The 14,446-nt window shown below is 71.7% G+C and carries 18 protein-coding genes and 3 pseudogenes; 3 read left to right on the forward strand and 18 right to left on the reverse strand.

Annotated features, from left to right (window positions below; all coding sequences use genetic code 11):
• Positions 1-34 precede the first annotated feature (34 nt).
• The 9 genes from ACZ60J_RS09595 to ACZ60J_RS09635 all read right to left on the reverse strand — a co-directional run bounded on the left by ACZ60J_RS09595 (position 35) and on the right by ACZ60J_RS09635 (position 8,039).
• Positions 35-778: a metallophosphoesterase family protein gene (locus ACZ60J_RS09595; RefSeq protein WP_469680178.1), complete on the reverse strand. Its 744-nt coding sequence runs from the start codon at positions 776-778 to the stop codon at positions 35-37.
• Positions 775-1,035 carry a hypothetical protein gene (locus ACZ60J_RS09600; RefSeq protein WP_469680180.1) on the reverse strand — a complete coding sequence of 87 codons (261 nt, stop codon included), beginning with the start codon at positions 1,033-1,035 and terminating at the stop codon, positions 775-777. The genes ACZ60J_RS09595 and ACZ60J_RS09600 overlap by 4 nt, the downstream gene beginning before the upstream one ends.
• Complete coding sequence (locus tag ACZ60J_RS09605) at positions 983-1,624, reverse strand: hypothetical protein (RefSeq protein WP_469680182.1); 642 nt, start codon at positions 1,622-1,624, stop codon at positions 983-985. The genes ACZ60J_RS09600 and ACZ60J_RS09605 overlap by 53 nt, the downstream gene beginning before the upstream one ends.
• A complete protein-coding gene (locus ACZ60J_RS09610; protein WP_469680183.1) occupies positions 1,621-2,667 on the reverse strand; it encodes an NAD-dependent epimerase/dehydratase family protein in 1,047 nt (348 codons plus the stop codon). Before ACZ60J_RS09610 ends, ACZ60J_RS09605 begins: the two co-directional genes overlap by 4 nt.
• A gap of 256 nt (positions 2,668-2,923) precedes the next feature.
• Positions 2,924-4,294, reverse strand: coding sequence for an NAD(P)/FAD-dependent oxidoreductase (locus ACZ60J_RS09615; RefSeq protein WP_469680185.1), 1,371 nt, complete (start codon positions 4,292-4,294; stop codon positions 2,924-2,926).
• 196 nt (positions 4,295-4,490) lie between these two features.
• Positions 4,491-4,907, reverse strand: a complete 417-nt coding sequence (locus ACZ60J_RS09620) for an SsgA family sporulation/cell division regulator (RefSeq protein ID WP_469680187.1) — start codon at positions 4,905-4,907, stop codon at positions 4,491-4,493.
• Positions 4,908-4,994: 87 nt separating this feature from the next.
• Positions 4,995-5,444: an SRPBCC family protein gene (locus tag ACZ60J_RS09625; protein ID WP_469680189.1), complete on the reverse strand. Its 450-nt coding sequence runs from the start codon at positions 5,442-5,444 to the stop codon at positions 4,995-4,997.
• 88 nt (positions 5,445-5,532) lie between these two features.
• Positions 5,533-6,567, reverse strand: a complete 1,035-nt coding sequence (locus ACZ60J_RS09630; protein ID WP_469680191.1) for a cation diffusion facilitator family transporter — start codon at positions 6,565-6,567, stop codon at positions 5,533-5,535.
• Positions 6,564-8,039 carry an MFS transporter gene (locus tag ACZ60J_RS09635; protein WP_469680193.1) on the reverse strand — a complete coding sequence of 492 codons (1,476 nt, stop codon included), beginning with the start codon at positions 8,037-8,039 and terminating at the stop codon, positions 6,564-6,566. Before ACZ60J_RS09635 ends, ACZ60J_RS09630 begins: the two co-directional genes overlap by 4 nt.
• 148 nt (positions 8,040-8,187) lie before the next feature.
• On the opposite strand from ACZ60J_RS09635, the gene ACZ60J_RS09640 reads away from it, so the two are divergent.
• Positions 8,188-8,622: a hypothetical protein gene (locus ACZ60J_RS09640; RefSeq protein WP_469680195.1), complete on the forward strand. Its 435-nt coding sequence runs from the start codon at positions 8,188-8,190 to the stop codon at positions 8,620-8,622.
• Positions 8,623-9,039 (forward strand): hypothetical protein, encoded by a 417-nt coding sequence (locus tag ACZ60J_RS09645; RefSeq protein ID WP_469680197.1) that lies wholly within the window; start codon positions 8,623-8,625, stop codon positions 9,037-9,039.
• 28 nt (positions 9,040-9,067) lie between these two features.
• Here ACZ60J_RS09645 and ACZ60J_RS09650 read toward each other — a convergent pair.
• The 6 genes and pseudogenes from ACZ60J_RS09650 to ACZ60J_RS09675 form a co-directional block, all read right to left on the reverse strand.
• Positions 9,068-9,202, reverse strand: a pseudogene (locus ACZ60J_RS09650) (DUF3253 domain-containing protein); the annotation flags it as partial.
• 78 nt (positions 9,203-9,280) lie between these two features.
• On the reverse strand, positions 9,281-9,547 hold the full coding sequence (locus ACZ60J_RS09655) for a DUF4235 domain-containing protein (protein WP_469680199.1): 267 nt from the start codon (positions 9,545-9,547) through the stop codon (positions 9,281-9,283).
• Between the two features lie 410 nt (positions 9,548-9,957).
• Entirely contained in the window at positions 9,958-10,173 is a 216-nt protein-coding gene (locus tag ACZ60J_RS09660; protein WP_469680201.1) for a DUF6479 family protein, read from the reverse strand.
• Positions 10,174-10,322: 149 nt separating this feature from the next.
• Positions 10,323-10,661, reverse strand: a complete 339-nt coding sequence (locus ACZ60J_RS09665; protein WP_469680278.1) for a phosphoketolase family protein — start codon at positions 10,659-10,661, stop codon at positions 10,323-10,325.
• 63 nt (positions 10,662-10,724) lie between these two features.
• Entirely contained in the window at positions 10,725-11,180 is a 456-nt protein-coding gene (locus tag ACZ60J_RS09670; protein WP_469680202.1) for a hypothetical protein, read from the reverse strand.
• A gap of 487 nt (positions 11,181-11,667) precedes the next feature.
• On the reverse strand, positions 11,668-12,261 hold the full coding sequence (locus ACZ60J_RS09675) for a TetR/AcrR family transcriptional regulator (protein WP_469680204.1): 594 nt from the start codon (positions 12,259-12,261) through the stop codon (positions 11,668-11,670).
• Positions 12,262-12,364: 103 nt separating this feature from the next.
• Between ACZ60J_RS09675 and ACZ60J_RS09680 the strand changes: the two genes are divergently transcribed.
• Positions 12,365-13,591, forward strand: a complete 1,227-nt coding sequence (locus tag ACZ60J_RS09680) for an alpha/beta hydrolase family protein (RefSeq protein WP_469680206.1) — start codon at positions 12,365-12,367, stop codon at positions 13,589-13,591.
• A 23-nt stretch (positions 13,592-13,614) separates the two neighbouring features.
• On the opposite strand, the pseudogene ACZ60J_RS09685 reads toward ACZ60J_RS09680, so the two are convergent.
• The 3 genes and pseudogenes from ACZ60J_RS09685 to ACZ60J_RS09695 all read right to left on the reverse strand — a co-directional run.
• A pseudogene (locus tag ACZ60J_RS09685) lies at positions 13,615-13,710 on the reverse strand (VOC family protein); the annotation flags it as partial.
• 96 nt (positions 13,711-13,806) lie between these two features.
• Positions 13,807-14,007, reverse strand: a complete 201-nt coding sequence (locus ACZ60J_RS09690; RefSeq protein ID WP_469680280.1) for a phosphodiester glycosidase family protein — start codon at positions 14,005-14,007, stop codon at positions 13,807-13,809.
• Between the two features lie 36 nt (positions 14,008-14,043).
• Positions 14,044-14,299, reverse strand: a pseudogene (locus ACZ60J_RS09695) (dihydropteroate synthase); the annotation flags it as partial.
• Positions 14,300-14,446: the final 147 nt, after the last annotated feature.

The following is a 14,446-nucleotide window of genomic DNA, read 5'->3' on the forward strand; positions in this document are numbered from 1 at the left end:
AGGCGGCCGGCCCGAGGCTGCGCCCGCGGCCGCGTCAGGCCGGGTCGGCTGCCGGGCGGGTGGCGAGGTGGTAGACGGCGTACGCGCGGTCGATGACGGGCATGGCCACGTTGCGGACCAGCACCCCGCCGGCCGTGATGCCGTGTTCGGTGCCCAGGTGGGCGTGGCCGTGGACGGCGAGGTCCGCGCCGATCTCGTCGATGGCCTCGGCGAGGAGGTAGCTGCCGAGGAACGGGTGGATCTCGGGCGGCTCACCGGCCAGGGTGTCCGGGACCGGTGAGTAGTGGGTCAGAGCGATCCTCACGTCGACGTCCGCTTCCGCGAGTTCCGTGAGCGCGCGGCGCAGTCCGTCCGCGCAGGTGCGGGAGTACCGCATGAAGGCCTTCATCTCGGGTTCGCCGAAGTCGCTGCCGCACCGGCCGGCGTATCCGCCACCGAACCCCTTGGCTCCCGCCACTCCCACCACGGTTCCGTGGATGTCGAAGACGGCGGTCCCGCCTTCCAGGACGGTGACCCCGGCCGCCGTGAGGACGCCGACGACCTCCTGCGGCCGGTCCGCGTGGTGGTCGTGGTTGCCGAGTACGGCCACGACGGGCACGGGCAGGCCGGCGACCTCGCCGGCGACCACCGCAGCCTCCTCGGGGGTGCCGTGGCGGGTCAGGTCGCCGGCCAGGAGCAGGAGGTCGGCGTGGTCGCCGAGCCCGTCGAGGGCCGGCCGGAGCGATCCCTCGCTGCCCGGTGCCAGGTGGATGTCTCCCACCGCTGCCACGCGGATCACGTCAGATCCTCCTCGCGGTCGGGCGGGCGGGCACGGACGACGGTCAGGTCGTGGTGCCACGCCAGCGGCTCCAGGGCTTCCGCGGCCATGCGCAGGACCGTGTCGCGGCAGCCCGGGCTGGACACCGGTCCCCAGACGGCGACCGTGTGGCCGCGCAGTTCGACGCGGACCCCGAGTTCGGCAATGTCCTCGCTCGCGAGCAGGTCACGCAGGTGCTGGGCCCGGTACTCGGCCGGCAGGGGGTTGGGTGTGGTCATCGCGGGCCTCCTTGCGGGGCTCGATCACCTCCAGGCGTTCGAGGAGGTAGAGGAAGGCGTCGGGCAGGGCCTGGTCACGGTGCTGGCGGTCGAGGAGCTGCCAGTCGATGCGTTCGCGGAGCATCCGTGCCATGGGGAGCAGGTCGGCGAAGTCGCAGTAGTGCTCGCACAGTGCGGTCAGGCGGCTGTCCATGAGGTCGGTCGGGGCCAGTACGGGCATGCGTACGGAGTCGACGGCCCGCACGTCCGCCCGGTCGAGGAGTTCCCGGTCCACGGGTCTGCCGGCGAGGTCGAGGATGAGGTCGATGTCCTCTTCGCCGTCGCGGCCCTTGATGAGCCAGTCCTCTGGAGCGTCGACGATGCTGATGCCTCCGGCGCCGAGCGCCGCCACGGCGGCTGCGGCGTCCTCGCGGCGGAGGCAGAAGTCCGTGTCGTGCCGGAAGCGGGCAGGAAGGCCGTGCGCGAAGGCAGCAACGCTCCCGGCGAGCGCGAAGGGCACGTCCGCTTCCTTGAGGAGCGCGCCCACGCGTTTGGTCGACTCCAGGATGGCCTGGGTGTGGTCGCGGGGAAGGCCTTCGGATTCGCTCACGGCATGCCTCCGACCGCGGGAACCTTCTCGGCGCCCGTACGGGACCCGGCCAGGGGCGGAGTGTCGGCGCCGCGACCCCGCCGCAGGCCCGAGAGGAACTCGGCGACGGCTTGCGTGGCGGTGGCCGACGGTTCCCAGCCCAGCTCCTCGCGGGCCCGTCCCGCATCGAGCAGCGGCAGCCGCAGGACCGCGTCCAGCAGGCCGGGTGCGGCCGGGACGAGGTGCATCCTCCAAGCTGCGGAGAGCGCCGCACGCGCGGCGGCCGCCGGGAGCGGAACCGTGCGGGCGTGCAGGAGCGCGGCGATGGCGGCGGTGTCCAGGACGGGGTCGGCCACCAGGTTGAACGCCCCGTGGACCGGCCGTACGACCGCTGCCCGGTAGGCCTGGGCGGCGTCGTCGGTATGCAGGGCCTGGAAGCGCAGGCCGGAGATGGCGGGCACGGCGGGCAGCAGGCCCGGACGGATCAGCCGCCATGGCAGGAGCGGGCCGGCGAAGATGCGGCGCTGTTCGCTCGCCGCTTCTTCCTTGAAGAGGAAAGCCGGTCGCATCCGCACCAGTCGGATGCCGGAGTGCGAGGCCTGGAATCCGTCGAGATAGCGCTCCAGGTAGGCCTTCTCGCGCGTGTACGCGGCGCCCGGCCAGCCGTGGGTGGGCCAGGACTCGTCGACGGGGCGCCCGTCGGCGGGGCCCGGCGAGTACGCGCCCACCGACGAGGCGTGGACCAGTGCGCCCACCCGGGCCCTGGCGCAGGCCTCGAAGACGCGGATGCTGCCCAGCACGTTGGTGCGCCACGTGGCGACCGGGTCGTGGGTGGGCTGGAACTTCCAGGCGAGGTGGACCACGGCATCCGCACCCGCGAAGAGGTCCGCCAGCCCGGCCCCGCCGGGGTCGATGTCCGCTGTCGCCCAGCGCACGCCCGGGATGTGCAGGTCGGGCTGCCGACGGGCGACTCCGAGTACCTCTCCGACCGTCGGGTCGGCGGCCAGAGCACGCACCACGCTGGTGCCGGCGTTGCCGGTGGCACCGGTCACGACGACCCTCATGACGCCCACCCGGCTCTTGCGTGCTGCTGCTCCGGGGGCTGAGGACGGGGCGCTGTGCTGGGGAGTCGGATGTTCATGGCCCTTCCGATCACTCGGCTGCTTCGGCTGCTTCGGCTGCTCGGCCCTGGAACCCGCACGATGGGCGCGTGCCCCCGCTGATCGGGCACAAACCCGCCCTCGCCGCCGACGGCCTCGCCTGGCACGGCGCGGACCGGTCCGTGGCTGGGCGCCCGCCGCCCAGGCCTCGACCGGGGCTTCAGCCGTTGTTCTCTTCGGCTGCCGTACGGGCCCGTACTTCTTCGGGGGTGAGGTAGTGGTCCGCGTACTCGGAGTCGCGCAGCGTCCCCGGCCTGTGGGTCTGGAACCCCGTCCGTACGAAGTCGTCGCCGGCCACGGCGTTGAGGAGCCAGTTCGTCATCACCCTCGTCTTGGCCGCCCCGGTGCGCAGCGCGGCCCAGTGGTAGCCGCGGGCCACTGCCTGCGCGGGCATTCCGCGCAGGTCGATGCCGAGCGGGCGGGAGACCCCGTCGCGGCCGCCGAGGTCCACGACCAGTCCGAGGTCCTTGTGGACGTAGCGGCGCGACGGCGTACCCCGCAGCGCGGCGACGACGTTGTCGGCGGCGACCTTGCCCTGCCGCTCTGCGTGCTGCGCAGTCGGTGGGCACACCGCCCCGTCGCCTCCCCCGGCGAGGTCGGGCACGGCTGCCGCGTCACCGAGGGCGAACACACCGTCAGGTCCCGGAACCCGCAGGTCCGCACCGACGACGAGCCGGCCGCTCTTCGCGGTCTCGGCGCCCAACGTGGCGATCAGCGGGCTGGCTGCGACTCCGGCCGTCCAGATGAGGGTGCGGCAGGGCAGCACGCGGCCATCGGTCAGGGTGACGTCCTCGGGGCCCGCCTTGGCGACGGAGACGCCAAGGGCGACTTCGATGCCGCGGTGGCGCAGTACGTCGAGGGCCGCGCGGCCCAGCCGGTCGCCGAGTTCGGGCATCAGCCTCGGTGCCAGGTCGACGAGGTGCCAGCTGATCTCACGCCGGTCCAGTCGCGGGTAGCGGCCGACGGCGTTCGTGGTGAGCCGCTCCAGGGAGGCTGCCGTCTCGGTGCCGGCGTAGCCTCCGCCGACCACGACGAAGCCGAGCCGGGAAGCGCGTTCCTCCGAGCCCGGTGGGGAGGCATCGGCCAGGTCGAGCTGGGCGATCACGTGGTCGCGCAGGTGGGCGGCTTCTGCCAGCGTCTTCATGCCCCGGCCGTGCTCCAGCAGGCCGGGGATGTCGAAGGTGCGCGTCACGCTGCCCGGGGCGAGCACCAGGTGGTCGTACGGCTGGTCCACCAGCTCCCCGGTGACCTTCCGGATGACGCAGACCTTGGCCCGGGTATCGACGCCCACGGCCGCGCCGGGCACGATCCGGGTCCGGTGACGGCGGCTGCGGCGCAGTGACACCGCCACCGACTGGGGGGTGAGCACCCCGGAGGCCACCTGCGGCAGCAGGGGCAGGTAGAGCTGGTACGAGGACGGGGTGACGAGCAGGATCTCCGCTTCCCCCGGTGACAGCGTCCGCTCCAGGCGGCGTACGCACGCGACGCCGGCGAACCCGGCGCCGACGACCACGATCCTCGGTCGCATCATGATGTCCGTCCCTTCTCAGGTGTACGGGGCACACGGTCCGGAAGCTCGGGCTCGGGCGGGGTGTTGTGCATGGGAGCGCCTCCTTGGTGGCTGTGGCCGTACGGGGCGGCCGGTGGAACCCCGACGGGTCGGACCACGCCCGCCGACCGGCCGTCGGAGGCCGGTCGAGCTCGATGCCGACTGCTCACCCGTCCCTCTACCGGGCCAGCAACTCATCGAGGAGCGCGTCGACGTCGAGGGACTCCTCCCCCGCCCCGACGGCCGCGTAGGTCTGCTCCAGGAAGGCCCTGAGCGGGGGAGCGTCCAGTAAGAGGACAGCTGCGCCCTCTCCCTCGGCGCCCGGGCTCCGCAGATCGATCCTGAGTTCGTCGGCGCCCGCGGCCGTGTGAGGCCGGAACGCCACGTCGCCCTCCCCCACCGGACCGTTCAGTCCCTCGGCCAGCATCTGCCGGTCGAAGTGCCAGCACGCCAGGGCGCCGGTGTCGGTGTCGTCCATGAACTCGGCCCGTACGACGTACGGGTCGCCGCCGTCGTAGGACAGGCGGACGAGAAGGGCCGCGCGGCCGGGGGCCGCGTCTATGCGCGCGGGGATCGGATCGGACTCGTAGAGCATCGAAGGTCCTCCTGGGTCGGGGTGTACGGCTGCAGTCGTCTGCCCCGCCTCGCAGTGTCTTCGGGGCTCGGGCCTCGGGCCTCGCGATCAGACCTGGCCGCGCCAGGCGCCGGTCTCTTGACCGCGTGCCTCGATGAAGGTCTTGAACCGGCCCAGGTCTCCGCTGATCCGCCGCTTCACGAAGCCGAGCTTGTCGCCGACGTTCTCCGCGAAGCCCTCCGGGTCGTAGTCGAGCTGCAGCATCACCTTGCACGTCGTGTCGTCCAAGCGGTGGAAGGTCACCACCCCGGCCTGCTTGGCCTCGCCGGCGAGCGTGGTCCACGCGACACGTTCGTCGGGGATCTGCTCGGTGATCTCGGCCTCGAACTCCTTGGTGACGCCGCCGACCTTCGTCACCCAGTGCGTCATGGTGTCGGTGCGCTGGTCGACCCGCTCCACTCCCTCCATGAAGTGGGGGAACGAATCGAACTGGGTCCACTGGTTGTAGGCGGTGCGGACCGGAACCTGTACCTCGACGGACTCTTCGACCTTCGACATCTGGCAGCCTTCCTCATCACCGACCAGCGGTACCGGCCGTTCGGGGAACCCTTTCCCCTACCGACGCGCCTGCCCCGGCAGCCCGTGTTCACGCGGGCGCGGCCGGTCCGGGATGCCGCCCGGTGGCGGCGGCCTCCCGGCGGGCCGCCGCGGCGTCCGTGACGTCGAGGAACAGCTGGTCGAGCTCGGGCCAGCGGTCGCGGACCGCGCGCCGGATCCGGACCATCGCGTCCTCCACGGTCTCGCTGTCGTAGCCGGGCGTCAGGTCGATGCGGGCGGCCGCCATGACCGAGTCCGGCCCCATGCGCATGGTGAGCAGCTCGGTGACGCTGTCGATTTCCGGCTGCTCGAGGAGGAAGCTGCGCACCGCCTGCTGGACGGCCGGATCGGCTGCTTCGCCGACCAGTTGGGCACGGGCCGCCCGGCCGAGCGTGTAGGCGACGTAGACGAGCAGGATCCCGATCAGGATGGAGGCGCAGGCCTCGTACGCGATTTCGCCGGTCACCATGTGCAGGGCGATGCCGGCGATCGCGAGGACGACGCCCGCGCACGCGGTGCTGTCCTCGGCGAGCACCGTCCGCAGGGCGGGATCGTGGCCGGACCTGATCTCGGCGGCCATTCCCCTGCCCGTTTCCCGGGCGGCGCGGCGCACCTGGAGCAGGGCCCGGCCGAGGGAGGCTCCCTCGGCCGCCAGGGCCAGTACGAGGACGACGAGGCCGGTGACGTAGCCCTGGCGGGTCTCGTTGCCGCCGGAGCGGAAGGCCTCGATCCCCTGGAAGACCGAGAAGCAGCCGCCGGTGACGAAGATGCCGACTGCGGCGAGGAGGGACCAGAAGAAGCGCTCCATTCCGTAGCCGAAGGGGTGGCGGGCGTCCGCGGGGCGACGGCTGCGTCCCAGGGAGGCCAGCAGGAACACCTCGTTGAGGCTGTCCGCGATCGAGTGGGCCGCCTCCGACAGCAGCGCCGGGGAGGCGGCCATGACACCGCCGATGCCCTTGGCCACGCAGATGACGAGGTTGGCGGCGAGGGCGACCCATACGGTCGTGCGGGTTTCGGTGTCCTGACTCGTCGGTGCGAGGCCCTTCTCCCCGGTCGCTCCGGACTTGCGGTCCTGCCCGCTCATCCGCGCTGCACCGCGGTCGAGGAGCGGGCCGAGAGCGGGGTGGCGATCTGTTCGAGGGAGCGGCCTTCGGCGGCGACCGCGTAGAAGACGGCCACCAGGCCCGCGGCGACCATCAGCCCGGCGCCGACGCAGAAGGCGAGCACCGCGTCGGACACCACACCGCTGGAGGTCAGGTTCGCGAAGAGCAGCGGCCCGGAGATGCCTCCGGCCGCGGTGCCCACGGCGTAGAAGAAGGCGATCGCCATCGCGCGGGTCTCCATCGGGAAGATCTCGCTCACGGTGAGGTAGGCCGAACTGGCCCCGGCGGAGGCGAAGAAGAGGACGACGCACCAGCAGGCCGTCATCGTCACCGCGCTGAGCCGGCCGGCGCCGAAGAGCCATGCGGTGGCGAAGAGCAGCAGCCCGGACAGGATGTAGGTGCCCGCGATCATCGGGCGGCGGCCGACCGTGTCGAAGAGCCGCCCGAGCAGGAGCGGTCCGAGGAAGTTCAGGAAGGCGATGACGGCGAAGTAGTAGCCGGTGACCCCGCTGGACACGTCGAAGAAGGTGACGAGGATGGAACCGAAGCCGAAGGTGATGGCGTTGTACAGGAAGGCCTGCCCGACGAAGAGGGACAGGCCGAGGACCGCACGGCGCGGGTAGGAGCGGAAGACCGTCCTGGCGATCTCGCCGAAGCCGATGCTGTGGCGCTGGGTGACGGTGATCGACTCTTCCGGCTCGGGAAGCCGCAGGCCCTTCTCCGCCTCCACCTGCCGTTCCACGTCCGCCACCAGGGCCTCCGCCTCCTCTGCCCTGCCGTGGATCATCATCCAGCGGGGGCTCTCGGGTACGTGCCGCCGCACCAGGAGGATGACGAGGCCGAGCACGACGCCGAGGGCGAACGTCAGCCGCCAGCCCACGGCCTCCGGCAAGATGTCCGTGTTCAGGGCGAGGACCGACAGGAGGGCACCGGCCACGGCGCCGATCCAGAAGCTGCCGTTGATGATCAGGTCGACGCGCCCCCGGAACCGGCTCGGGATCAGCTCGTCGATCGCCGAGTTGATGGCCGCGTACTCGCCGCCGATGCCGAAGCCGGTCAGGAAGCGGAAGAGGAAGAACCACCAGGCGGAGAAGGACACGGCCGTCAGCGCCGTCGCCGCCAGGTACACGGCGAGGGTGATCAGAAAGAGCTTCTTTCGCCCGTAGAGGTCGGTCAGCCGGCCGAAGAAGAGCGCACCGGCGCAGGCGCCCGCCACGTAGAGGGCCGCGGCGATACCGGTGACCTGGGCGTCGGTGATCGACAGTCCGCTGCCGTCCTCGGAGATGCGGCTCGCGATGCTTCCGACGACGGTGACTTCCAGCCCGTCCAGGATCCATACGGTTCCCAGCCCGATCACGATCATCCAGTGCCAGCGGGACCAGGGCAGCCGGTCCAGCCGGGCCGGCACCTTGGTCGTGATGGTCTCCGTCTTCGCCTCGGCGTTGTCCAGCATGTATCCGCGCTTGCCCGGGCCGCACCCCCGCAAACGACGACTGCCCAGGGACTCCCTGACGGCCGACGGCCCGCGCACCGAGGGTGTCACGGCGGGCGCCCCGGGCAGGGCGGTGTCTAGAACGTACCGAGCGGGGCAGGCGGGCCGTATGAACGAATCCGTTGCGCACACCACCCACACGTCCAACCCGTCCGACCCGTCCGGCACGTCCAGCAGCTACTACGTCACCGTTCGCGGAGAACGGTTCACCTGCGGCGAGGTAACGGGCCTGGGACCCCAGGGGGATCTGGGCCTGCCGGGGCAGGAGCTCACCGTCATCCTCGACGACTGCGTCCTCACCGACGTGCCCGCGGCGCAGGATTGGGCACTGTCGGCGGACTCCGCGGCCGAGACCTGCCACGTCAAGATCGAGGAGACGAAAGACGGCCTCGGAGACCCGGTGACCACGTGGTACCTCACCGATGCCCGGCCCGACGTGATCAGCGACGTCAGTTCAACGGCCACCAGCCACGAGACGCGGATCGGGCGGCTCACTCTGCACGCCGCGAAGATCTCACCGGAGCTGCCGGACAGCGAGGCCTGAATGCACACCACGGCGGCCCGGGTGATGAGCGTGGCCACCCTCGGGTACGGGGTGGCGGTGGCATGGAGACCCCGGCTGCTGGCCCGGCCCTGCGGGCTGTCCGACGAGGGCTCCTCCGCCCTGCTGATCCGGGCTCTGGGAGTCCGTGACGCGGTGATAGGCGCCGCGATGGCCACGCTCCCCGCGGGCACGGAGCAGCGTACGGCCGTCCTGTGCCGGATCGCCGTCGACGCCGGGGACGCCCTGCTCTTCGGCACCTTCCTGGCCCACCGCACCGAGCGCGCCAAGGCGGCCGCCGTCGCCCTGACCTGGGCGGCAGTGTGCGGGTGGGCACTGACCGGTGACCACCCGCACACCGCCGCAACGGCCGTACAGGACGCGGCCGATGTCACGGTACGGTCCGCCCGGTCCGGATGACGGAGGGGAAGCGGGAGCCGCCTCAGGCGCGACGTGCCGCCCGGCGGACCGGCTCCCCGAGTGCCCACCAGCCGTCGGCGTCGTACACCGCCCGCGCCTCGTCCGAAGGGCAGATGGACGCGGTGGGCCCGCGTGTACGGTCGACCGGCCCGGCGGCTGCCATGTCCGCCGTGCGCGGGTACGGCAACCGCCGGCAGGACCTTGCCCATCCACTCTTCTCTGTCTCCGATGCCGGTCGGTCTCAGCCGGGCCAGGTCCCGGTCAGGCGCCTGGTCGCCACCGCACCGGACCGGTCGACCGCCGCCTTGACGACAGCGAAGATCGCCCCCTGAAGGGCCGCCGCGAACAGGATCTCGCGCCAGGTGCGGCCCTCATCCGTGGCATCGGGGGCTTCACCCGTTCCCTCCACCACCTTCCACACCTCCCGGAATGCGGCGCTCGCAAGCGCACCGCCGGCGGCCCCGAGCACGAATCCGACCGGCTTGTACGCCACCGCCGAGGCCTTCATCGGCTTGCCCGACGGCGCCGTGCCAGCAGCAGGACGACCAAACCGGCTCCGAAGGCCAGCACCGGCCCCCGCTTGGCATGCCCCACCCGAGCCACCTGCGCACCCTCCTCGGGCACGGGCACGGGCACGGGCACGGGAGCGGCATGGCGTACGGCTCGTGCGGCCCTCTCAACGCTCCCCTTGACCTCGTCCGCCAGCAAGGCGGTCTTCCTGACGGTCTCGTCCCTCATCGTGGATCACCCTCTCCCTCGCCCATCCGGTTCCGTGATGCGTTCCGGCCTCGCGTCTGCCCGGGAGTTGGGCGATCACGCGGGGCAAGGCCGTCGCCGAGATCGCCGGATCCACCCCCGTGGCGCCGCCTCCCACCAACGGCGCGTGACGGACGCCATCAGGCAGGCAGGCCGGGTTCCTCAGCCGGCGGGACCGTCGTCCGGTGTGCTCCAGGAGCCCTCGCGCGCCCGCGCAACAGGGTTCTGCTCGTCCGGCCGCGCGGGGGGTCGACGGCGTGCGCTGCGTCGGCTGCCGTACCAGAAGGCACCGAGCAGGAGGAGGACGACCACGACGCCGGCGAGGACGAGCAGGAATGCTCCTTGGCCCTCGGCCGCGAGGCTCTCGGTAGGCATCATGCCGTCCGCCTACCCGCTGCCGACGGACTTACCGTTCCACCGAAATGTCCCTCCACCTCGGAGTGGGCCAGCACGCACGGGGGCGAGGATCCCGAGGTGGTCCTCGCCTGCGCCGGCGGCATCCCCGGTCCATGCCGGTGCGGCGCAGTTCACGCCTGATCCGGTCGCGCGTAGCGGCGTAGTGCTCCGCCAGGGTGTCGGCCCGCGGCGCGTGATCGCCGAGGTGGTGGAGGGCGGTGAGCGCGAGGTCGTGGCGCGAGGTTCCGTTGAGGGCGAGCGACCGGTGTCGTCTCGCCGAACAGGGCCTGGAAGGCCGCGTCGGGCAGCCCGTGCGGGTGGGTTTCCGGTGGGGCGAGTGTGCACAGGTCGACGATGTTGACGAACCAGATGCGGGCCCGATGCAGGTCGTGGCGCAGCAGCTCCGCGGCCGCGAGGGACTCGACGGGACGGGATGACGCCGTCCCCGTCCGTTCCGGTGGTACCCACAGGGGAAATCCCGCAGATCGCCCATAAAACCCGGGCCTGTCCGGCCGGGTGGCGGTGAGCGCCGTCTACGAGCCGCCACTCAAGTCCGGAGTCGCCGTGTGGTCGGGATGACCGGGTGACCGTCGGGCCTCTTTCAGCTCCGCCTCGAACAGGTGGTCGCGCCCGGCAGCGAGGTCTTCGAGAAGCTCGCGCTCCAGGGCGGCGAAAGGCCGGTAGTAGGTCGCGTTGTAGGCCTCGATGATCTGGAAGGTCCAATGCCCGGGAATGACGTTCCGGCCCAGGATCTCGTGTTCCACCCGGCGCGCCTGTTCCTCGTGTCCGGCTTCTCGCAGCAGCCTCACGGCGTCGCCCAGCTCGAAATCGGCGGTCCCGGTGAGCTGGTGGAAGCCGTAGAGGTGACCGCGTGCCCGCTCGGTCGTCTCCAGCGCCTTCGACAAGGCACCGAGAGCCCGTACGGTCGGCTCACCGACCCCTTCGGGGCGCCTGTGCGAGCTGTCCTTCGGATCATTTCCGTTCTCCATGCGTCACAGATCCCACGGGCAGTCCGCCGTTTCCGCACGGCTGGACCATGTGGCGCACGAAACCCACACCACCGCCCAGAGCGCGGCCCGCTCGCTGGGCCGTTCGGCCCGCACGAGGGTGTGGCGGCGACCGCCACACGGCCTGCCCGAAAACCTCCCGCCGCCTGGGGGATGGGACCACTCCCCCATGCCTCAGGCGCATCCTCGCCGCCACGACTCGGGGCACGTCAGGCGACGCAGTGGGTCGCCCTATCGATACGCGACCGCATCGAGGACGGCGCCTCCACCCACTGCCCGGCTCAGCGCGTCCTGCCCCTGGGCTCCAGGCGAGTCGGGGGCGGCCCGTGGCTCCTCCTGCTGGTCGCCGCGGGGCTGGTGCTGTTCGGGCTGTTCGGGCTGTTCTCGTGGGCGATGGCCCGCCGGCGCAGGGGCTGAACCCGCGCCCCGGCCGGATGGTTCGACTGGCGGCGGCTCGACGGGCGGCCGCTCAGGCCGGGCCGGGCGCGCTCGTGTCGGCGAGGAGCCTGTCGACCAGGAGCTGCGGATAGCCGGTCGCGGGCAGATCGATGCCGAAGATCGTCCGGATGTAGAAGGGGGCGATCAGCTGGTCGAGGATCTCCTCCAGCGGTGGCGGGTCCTCGCCCCGGGCCGTGGCCCGCTCGCGGATCTGCTCGATGGAGCGCATGCGGCGCCGGAAGTGCCGGGCCCGGTCGCCCGGTGCCTCGGAGCTGCTCGGCACGGACAGGATGACGGCGCGCACCAGGGCGCGCCCCTCGCTCGTTCGGATGCTCGCGACACTGGCTTCGGCCCAGGCGATGAGGTCGCCGCGCAGGCTGCCGGTGTCGTTGAGCGGCGAGTCGCGCTCGAGGCGGGTGGTGACCGTGTCGGCCAGCAGCGCGTCGAGGCTGCCCCAGCGCCGGTAGACGCTGGTGTGGTTGACGCCCGCGCGCGCCGCGATCGCGGGGATGTTGAGTTCCTCGCCCTCCGGGGACGAGAGGAGGTCGACGACCGCTTGGTGGACGGCTTCGCGGACCTGTTCAGGACTTCTGCGGGAGCGCGGGGCCGGTGGATTCCGAGTCACACCCCCATCTTAAGCACAGATATTTGCTTAAGCCGCTTCGAGGCCCTACAGTCGGGACCACAAGCACAGATCTGTGCTTGTGGTCGCGTCGAAGGAGCCCGTCATGAAGCAGCTGCTGTTCCCGGACAACACCCAGTTCTGGTACGAGACCCTGCGCTCGATGAGCCACATCGCCTACGGCGGCGCCGACTTCGGCGAAGTCGTCTCCACCGCCGGGCGGATCACCGAGGGCGACTACGACAGCTGGTACACCGAGTGGTCCGCCACCGCCGACCGGGTATCGGCGCAGGCGCAGGGATCCCTGGCGGCCGGCCACCTGATCAGCGCCCGCGACGGCTTCCTGCGCGCCTCGAACTACTACCGCTCCGCGGAGTTCTTCCTGCACGGCCGGGACTGCGACCCGCGCCACGACCACGCGTACGACCGCTCCGTGGAGTGCTTCCGGGCTGCCGCCGCCCTGTACACCACCCCGCGCATCGAGCCGGTCGAGATCCCCTACGAGAACACGACGCTGCCCGGCTACCTCTACCGCGCCGACGACTCGGGCACCCCCCGGCCGACGCTGATCATGCACAACGGCTTCGACGGCACCGCCGAGGAGATGCACTTCTTCGGGGCGCTGGCCGCCGTCGAGCGGGGCTATACCGTCCTCGTCTTCGACGGCCCCGGGATGCCCGGGCCGCGCCACCACCAGGGCCTGGTCTTCCGCCCCGACTGGGAGAACGTCATCACCCCGGTCATCGACTTCGCCGAGACGGTCCCGGAGGTCGACCGCACCCGCATCGCACTGCTGGGCCTCAGCATGGGCGGCGTGCTCGCCCCCCGCGCCGCGGCGTTCGAGCACCGGCTGGCCGCCCTGATAGCCGTGGACGGCCTCTACGACCTGGGCCAGACCTCCGTCCGCAGCATCCCCGCCGGTCGCGATGAGGCGGAGCGCCTGCTGCGGGCCGAGTCGGCCCCGGAACTCGACGCCGCCCTCGAGCGGCTCATGGCCACGGACCCCATCGCCCGCTGGGCGCTGAACCACGGGATGTACGTCATGGGGGCCGACACCCCCCGCGCCTTCAACGCCTCCTACCTCGACTACACCCTCGCCGGCGGGATCGCCGAGAAGATCCAGTGCCCGACCCTCGTCTGCGACGCCGCGGAGGACGAGTTCTTCAAGGGGCAGCCCGAACAGCTCTACGAGCACCTCACCTGCCCGAAGACCCTCATGCTCTTCACCGCCGAGGAGGGCGCCGGCGCCCACTGCCACCCCGGCGCCACGCGCCACGCCAACGCGCGCATCTACGACTGGCTCGACGACACCCTCGCCGCCACCCGCCCCTGACCGGGCCGCGGGTCCGGCGTGGTGAGGTCGACGGCGAAGCCGGCCTTGTCGGCGTAGAAGTCCTTCGCCCGGTCCGTGTCGGTGACGGGGACGACCACCACTTCGAGCGTCCAGTTCATGAAGTGCTCCTCGGAGACGGAGGTGCCCGGATGCGGTCCGGTACGCGGGATCCGGCGAAGGAGCGGGCGCCGCACCCGGCCCGCGCGGCCCGGACGTCATAGGCGGGCCGGCGCCCCGCGCAGCAGCAGGACGTTGCCGAGCAGCCGCGGACCCGTGGCGTCCGAGGGGCGGTTGACGATGCCGGACGCCGCGGCGACCATCACGCTCGATCCACCGCCGTCGAGGTTCAGCGCCTGGCGGGCGCCCAGGGACTTCGTCAGTTCCGCGGCGCCGGACACGTCCAGGGCGGGCTGCATCGGATCAGCATCCGCCGGCCTCCCACGACCGTGGTGGAGGTCGTGCTGCGCTTCCTTGGCGAAGCCCAGTCCGGGATCGATCACGAGTTTCTCCGGTGCGATGCCCGCGCCGACAGCGGCGTCGATGCGGGTGCGGAGCTCGGAGACGACCTCGGCCACCACGTTCCCGTAGACGGCCCGGTCGCTCATGTCGTGGCCGAACCCGCGCCAGTTCATCAGGGCGAAGGGCACGCCGTACCGCCACGGCCGGAAGCATGGCGGCGTCGGCCAGGCCGCCGCTGACGTCGTTCAGCGGTCCGTGTCGGACGGGCACGTCACGGCAACCGTCGGTGTAAGCCGCTTCCTCACTGAGAAATGGGCAGCCGTCCTCTCCCACCGCAGCGAGGCTGCCCGTAAGCGAGCACTGCCCGGGATCCTCGCCCGACTTCCCGCGGACGTC

It is taken from the genome of Streptomyces sp. NPDC104226, from assembly GCF_055584085.1.

Bases quoted from the DNA above. Each gene is read 5' to 3' on its own strand.
- ACZ60J_RS09600 (WP_469680180.1), bottom strand. From the start codon at position 1,035: ATGACCACACCCAACCCCCTGCCGGCCGAGTACCGGGCCCAGCACCTG.
- ACZ60J_RS09610 (WP_469680183.1), bottom strand. From the start codon at position 2,667: ATGAGGGTCGTCGTGACCGGTGCCACCGGCAACGCCGGCACCAGCGTG.
- ACZ60J_RS09615 (WP_469680185.1), bottom strand. From the start codon at position 4,294: ATGATGCGACCGAGGATCGTGGTCGTCGGCGCCGGGTTCGCCGGCGTC.
- ACZ60J_RS09620 (WP_469680187.1), bottom strand. From the start codon at position 4,907: ATGCTCTACGAGTCCGATCCGATCCCCGCGCGCATAGACGCGGCCCCC.
- ACZ60J_RS09625 (WP_469680189.1), bottom strand. From the start codon at position 5,444: ATGTCGAAGGTCGAAGAGTCCGTCGAGGTACAGGTTCCGGTCCGCACC.
- ACZ60J_RS09630 (WP_469680191.1), bottom strand. From the start codon at position 6,567: ATGAGCGGGCAGGACCGCAAGTCCGGAGCGACCGGGGAGAAGGGCCTC.
- ACZ60J_RS09635 (WP_469680193.1), bottom strand. From the start codon at position 8,039: ATGCTGGACAACGCCGAGGCGAAGACGGAGACCATCACGACCAAGGTG.
- ACZ60J_RS09640 (WP_469680195.1), top strand. From the start codon at position 8,188: ATGAACGAATCCGTTGCGCACACCACCCACACGTCCAACCCGTCCGAC.
- ACZ60J_RS09645 (WP_469680197.1), top strand. From the start codon at position 8,623: ATGCACACCACGGCGGCCCGGGTGATGAGCGTGGCCACCCTCGGGTAC.
- ACZ60J_RS09655 (WP_469680199.1), bottom strand. From the start codon at position 9,547: ATGAAGGCCTCGGCGGTGGCGTACAAGCCGGTCGGATTCGTGCTCGGG.
- ACZ60J_RS09660 (WP_469680201.1), bottom strand. From the start codon at position 10,173: ATGATGCCTACCGAGAGCCTCGCGGCCGAGGGCCAAGGAGCATTCCTG.
- ACZ60J_RS09670 (WP_469680202.1), bottom strand. From the start codon at position 11,180: ATGGAGAACGGAAATGATCCGAAGGACAGCTCGCACAGGCGCCCCGAA.
- ACZ60J_RS09680 (WP_469680206.1), top strand. From the start codon at position 12,365: ATGAAGCAGCTGCTGTTCCCGGACAACACCCAGTTCTGGTACGAGACC.
- ACZ60J_RS09690 (WP_469680280.1), bottom strand. From the start codon at position 14,007: ATGCAGCCCGCCCTGGACGTGTCCGGCGCCGCGGAACTGACGAAGTCC.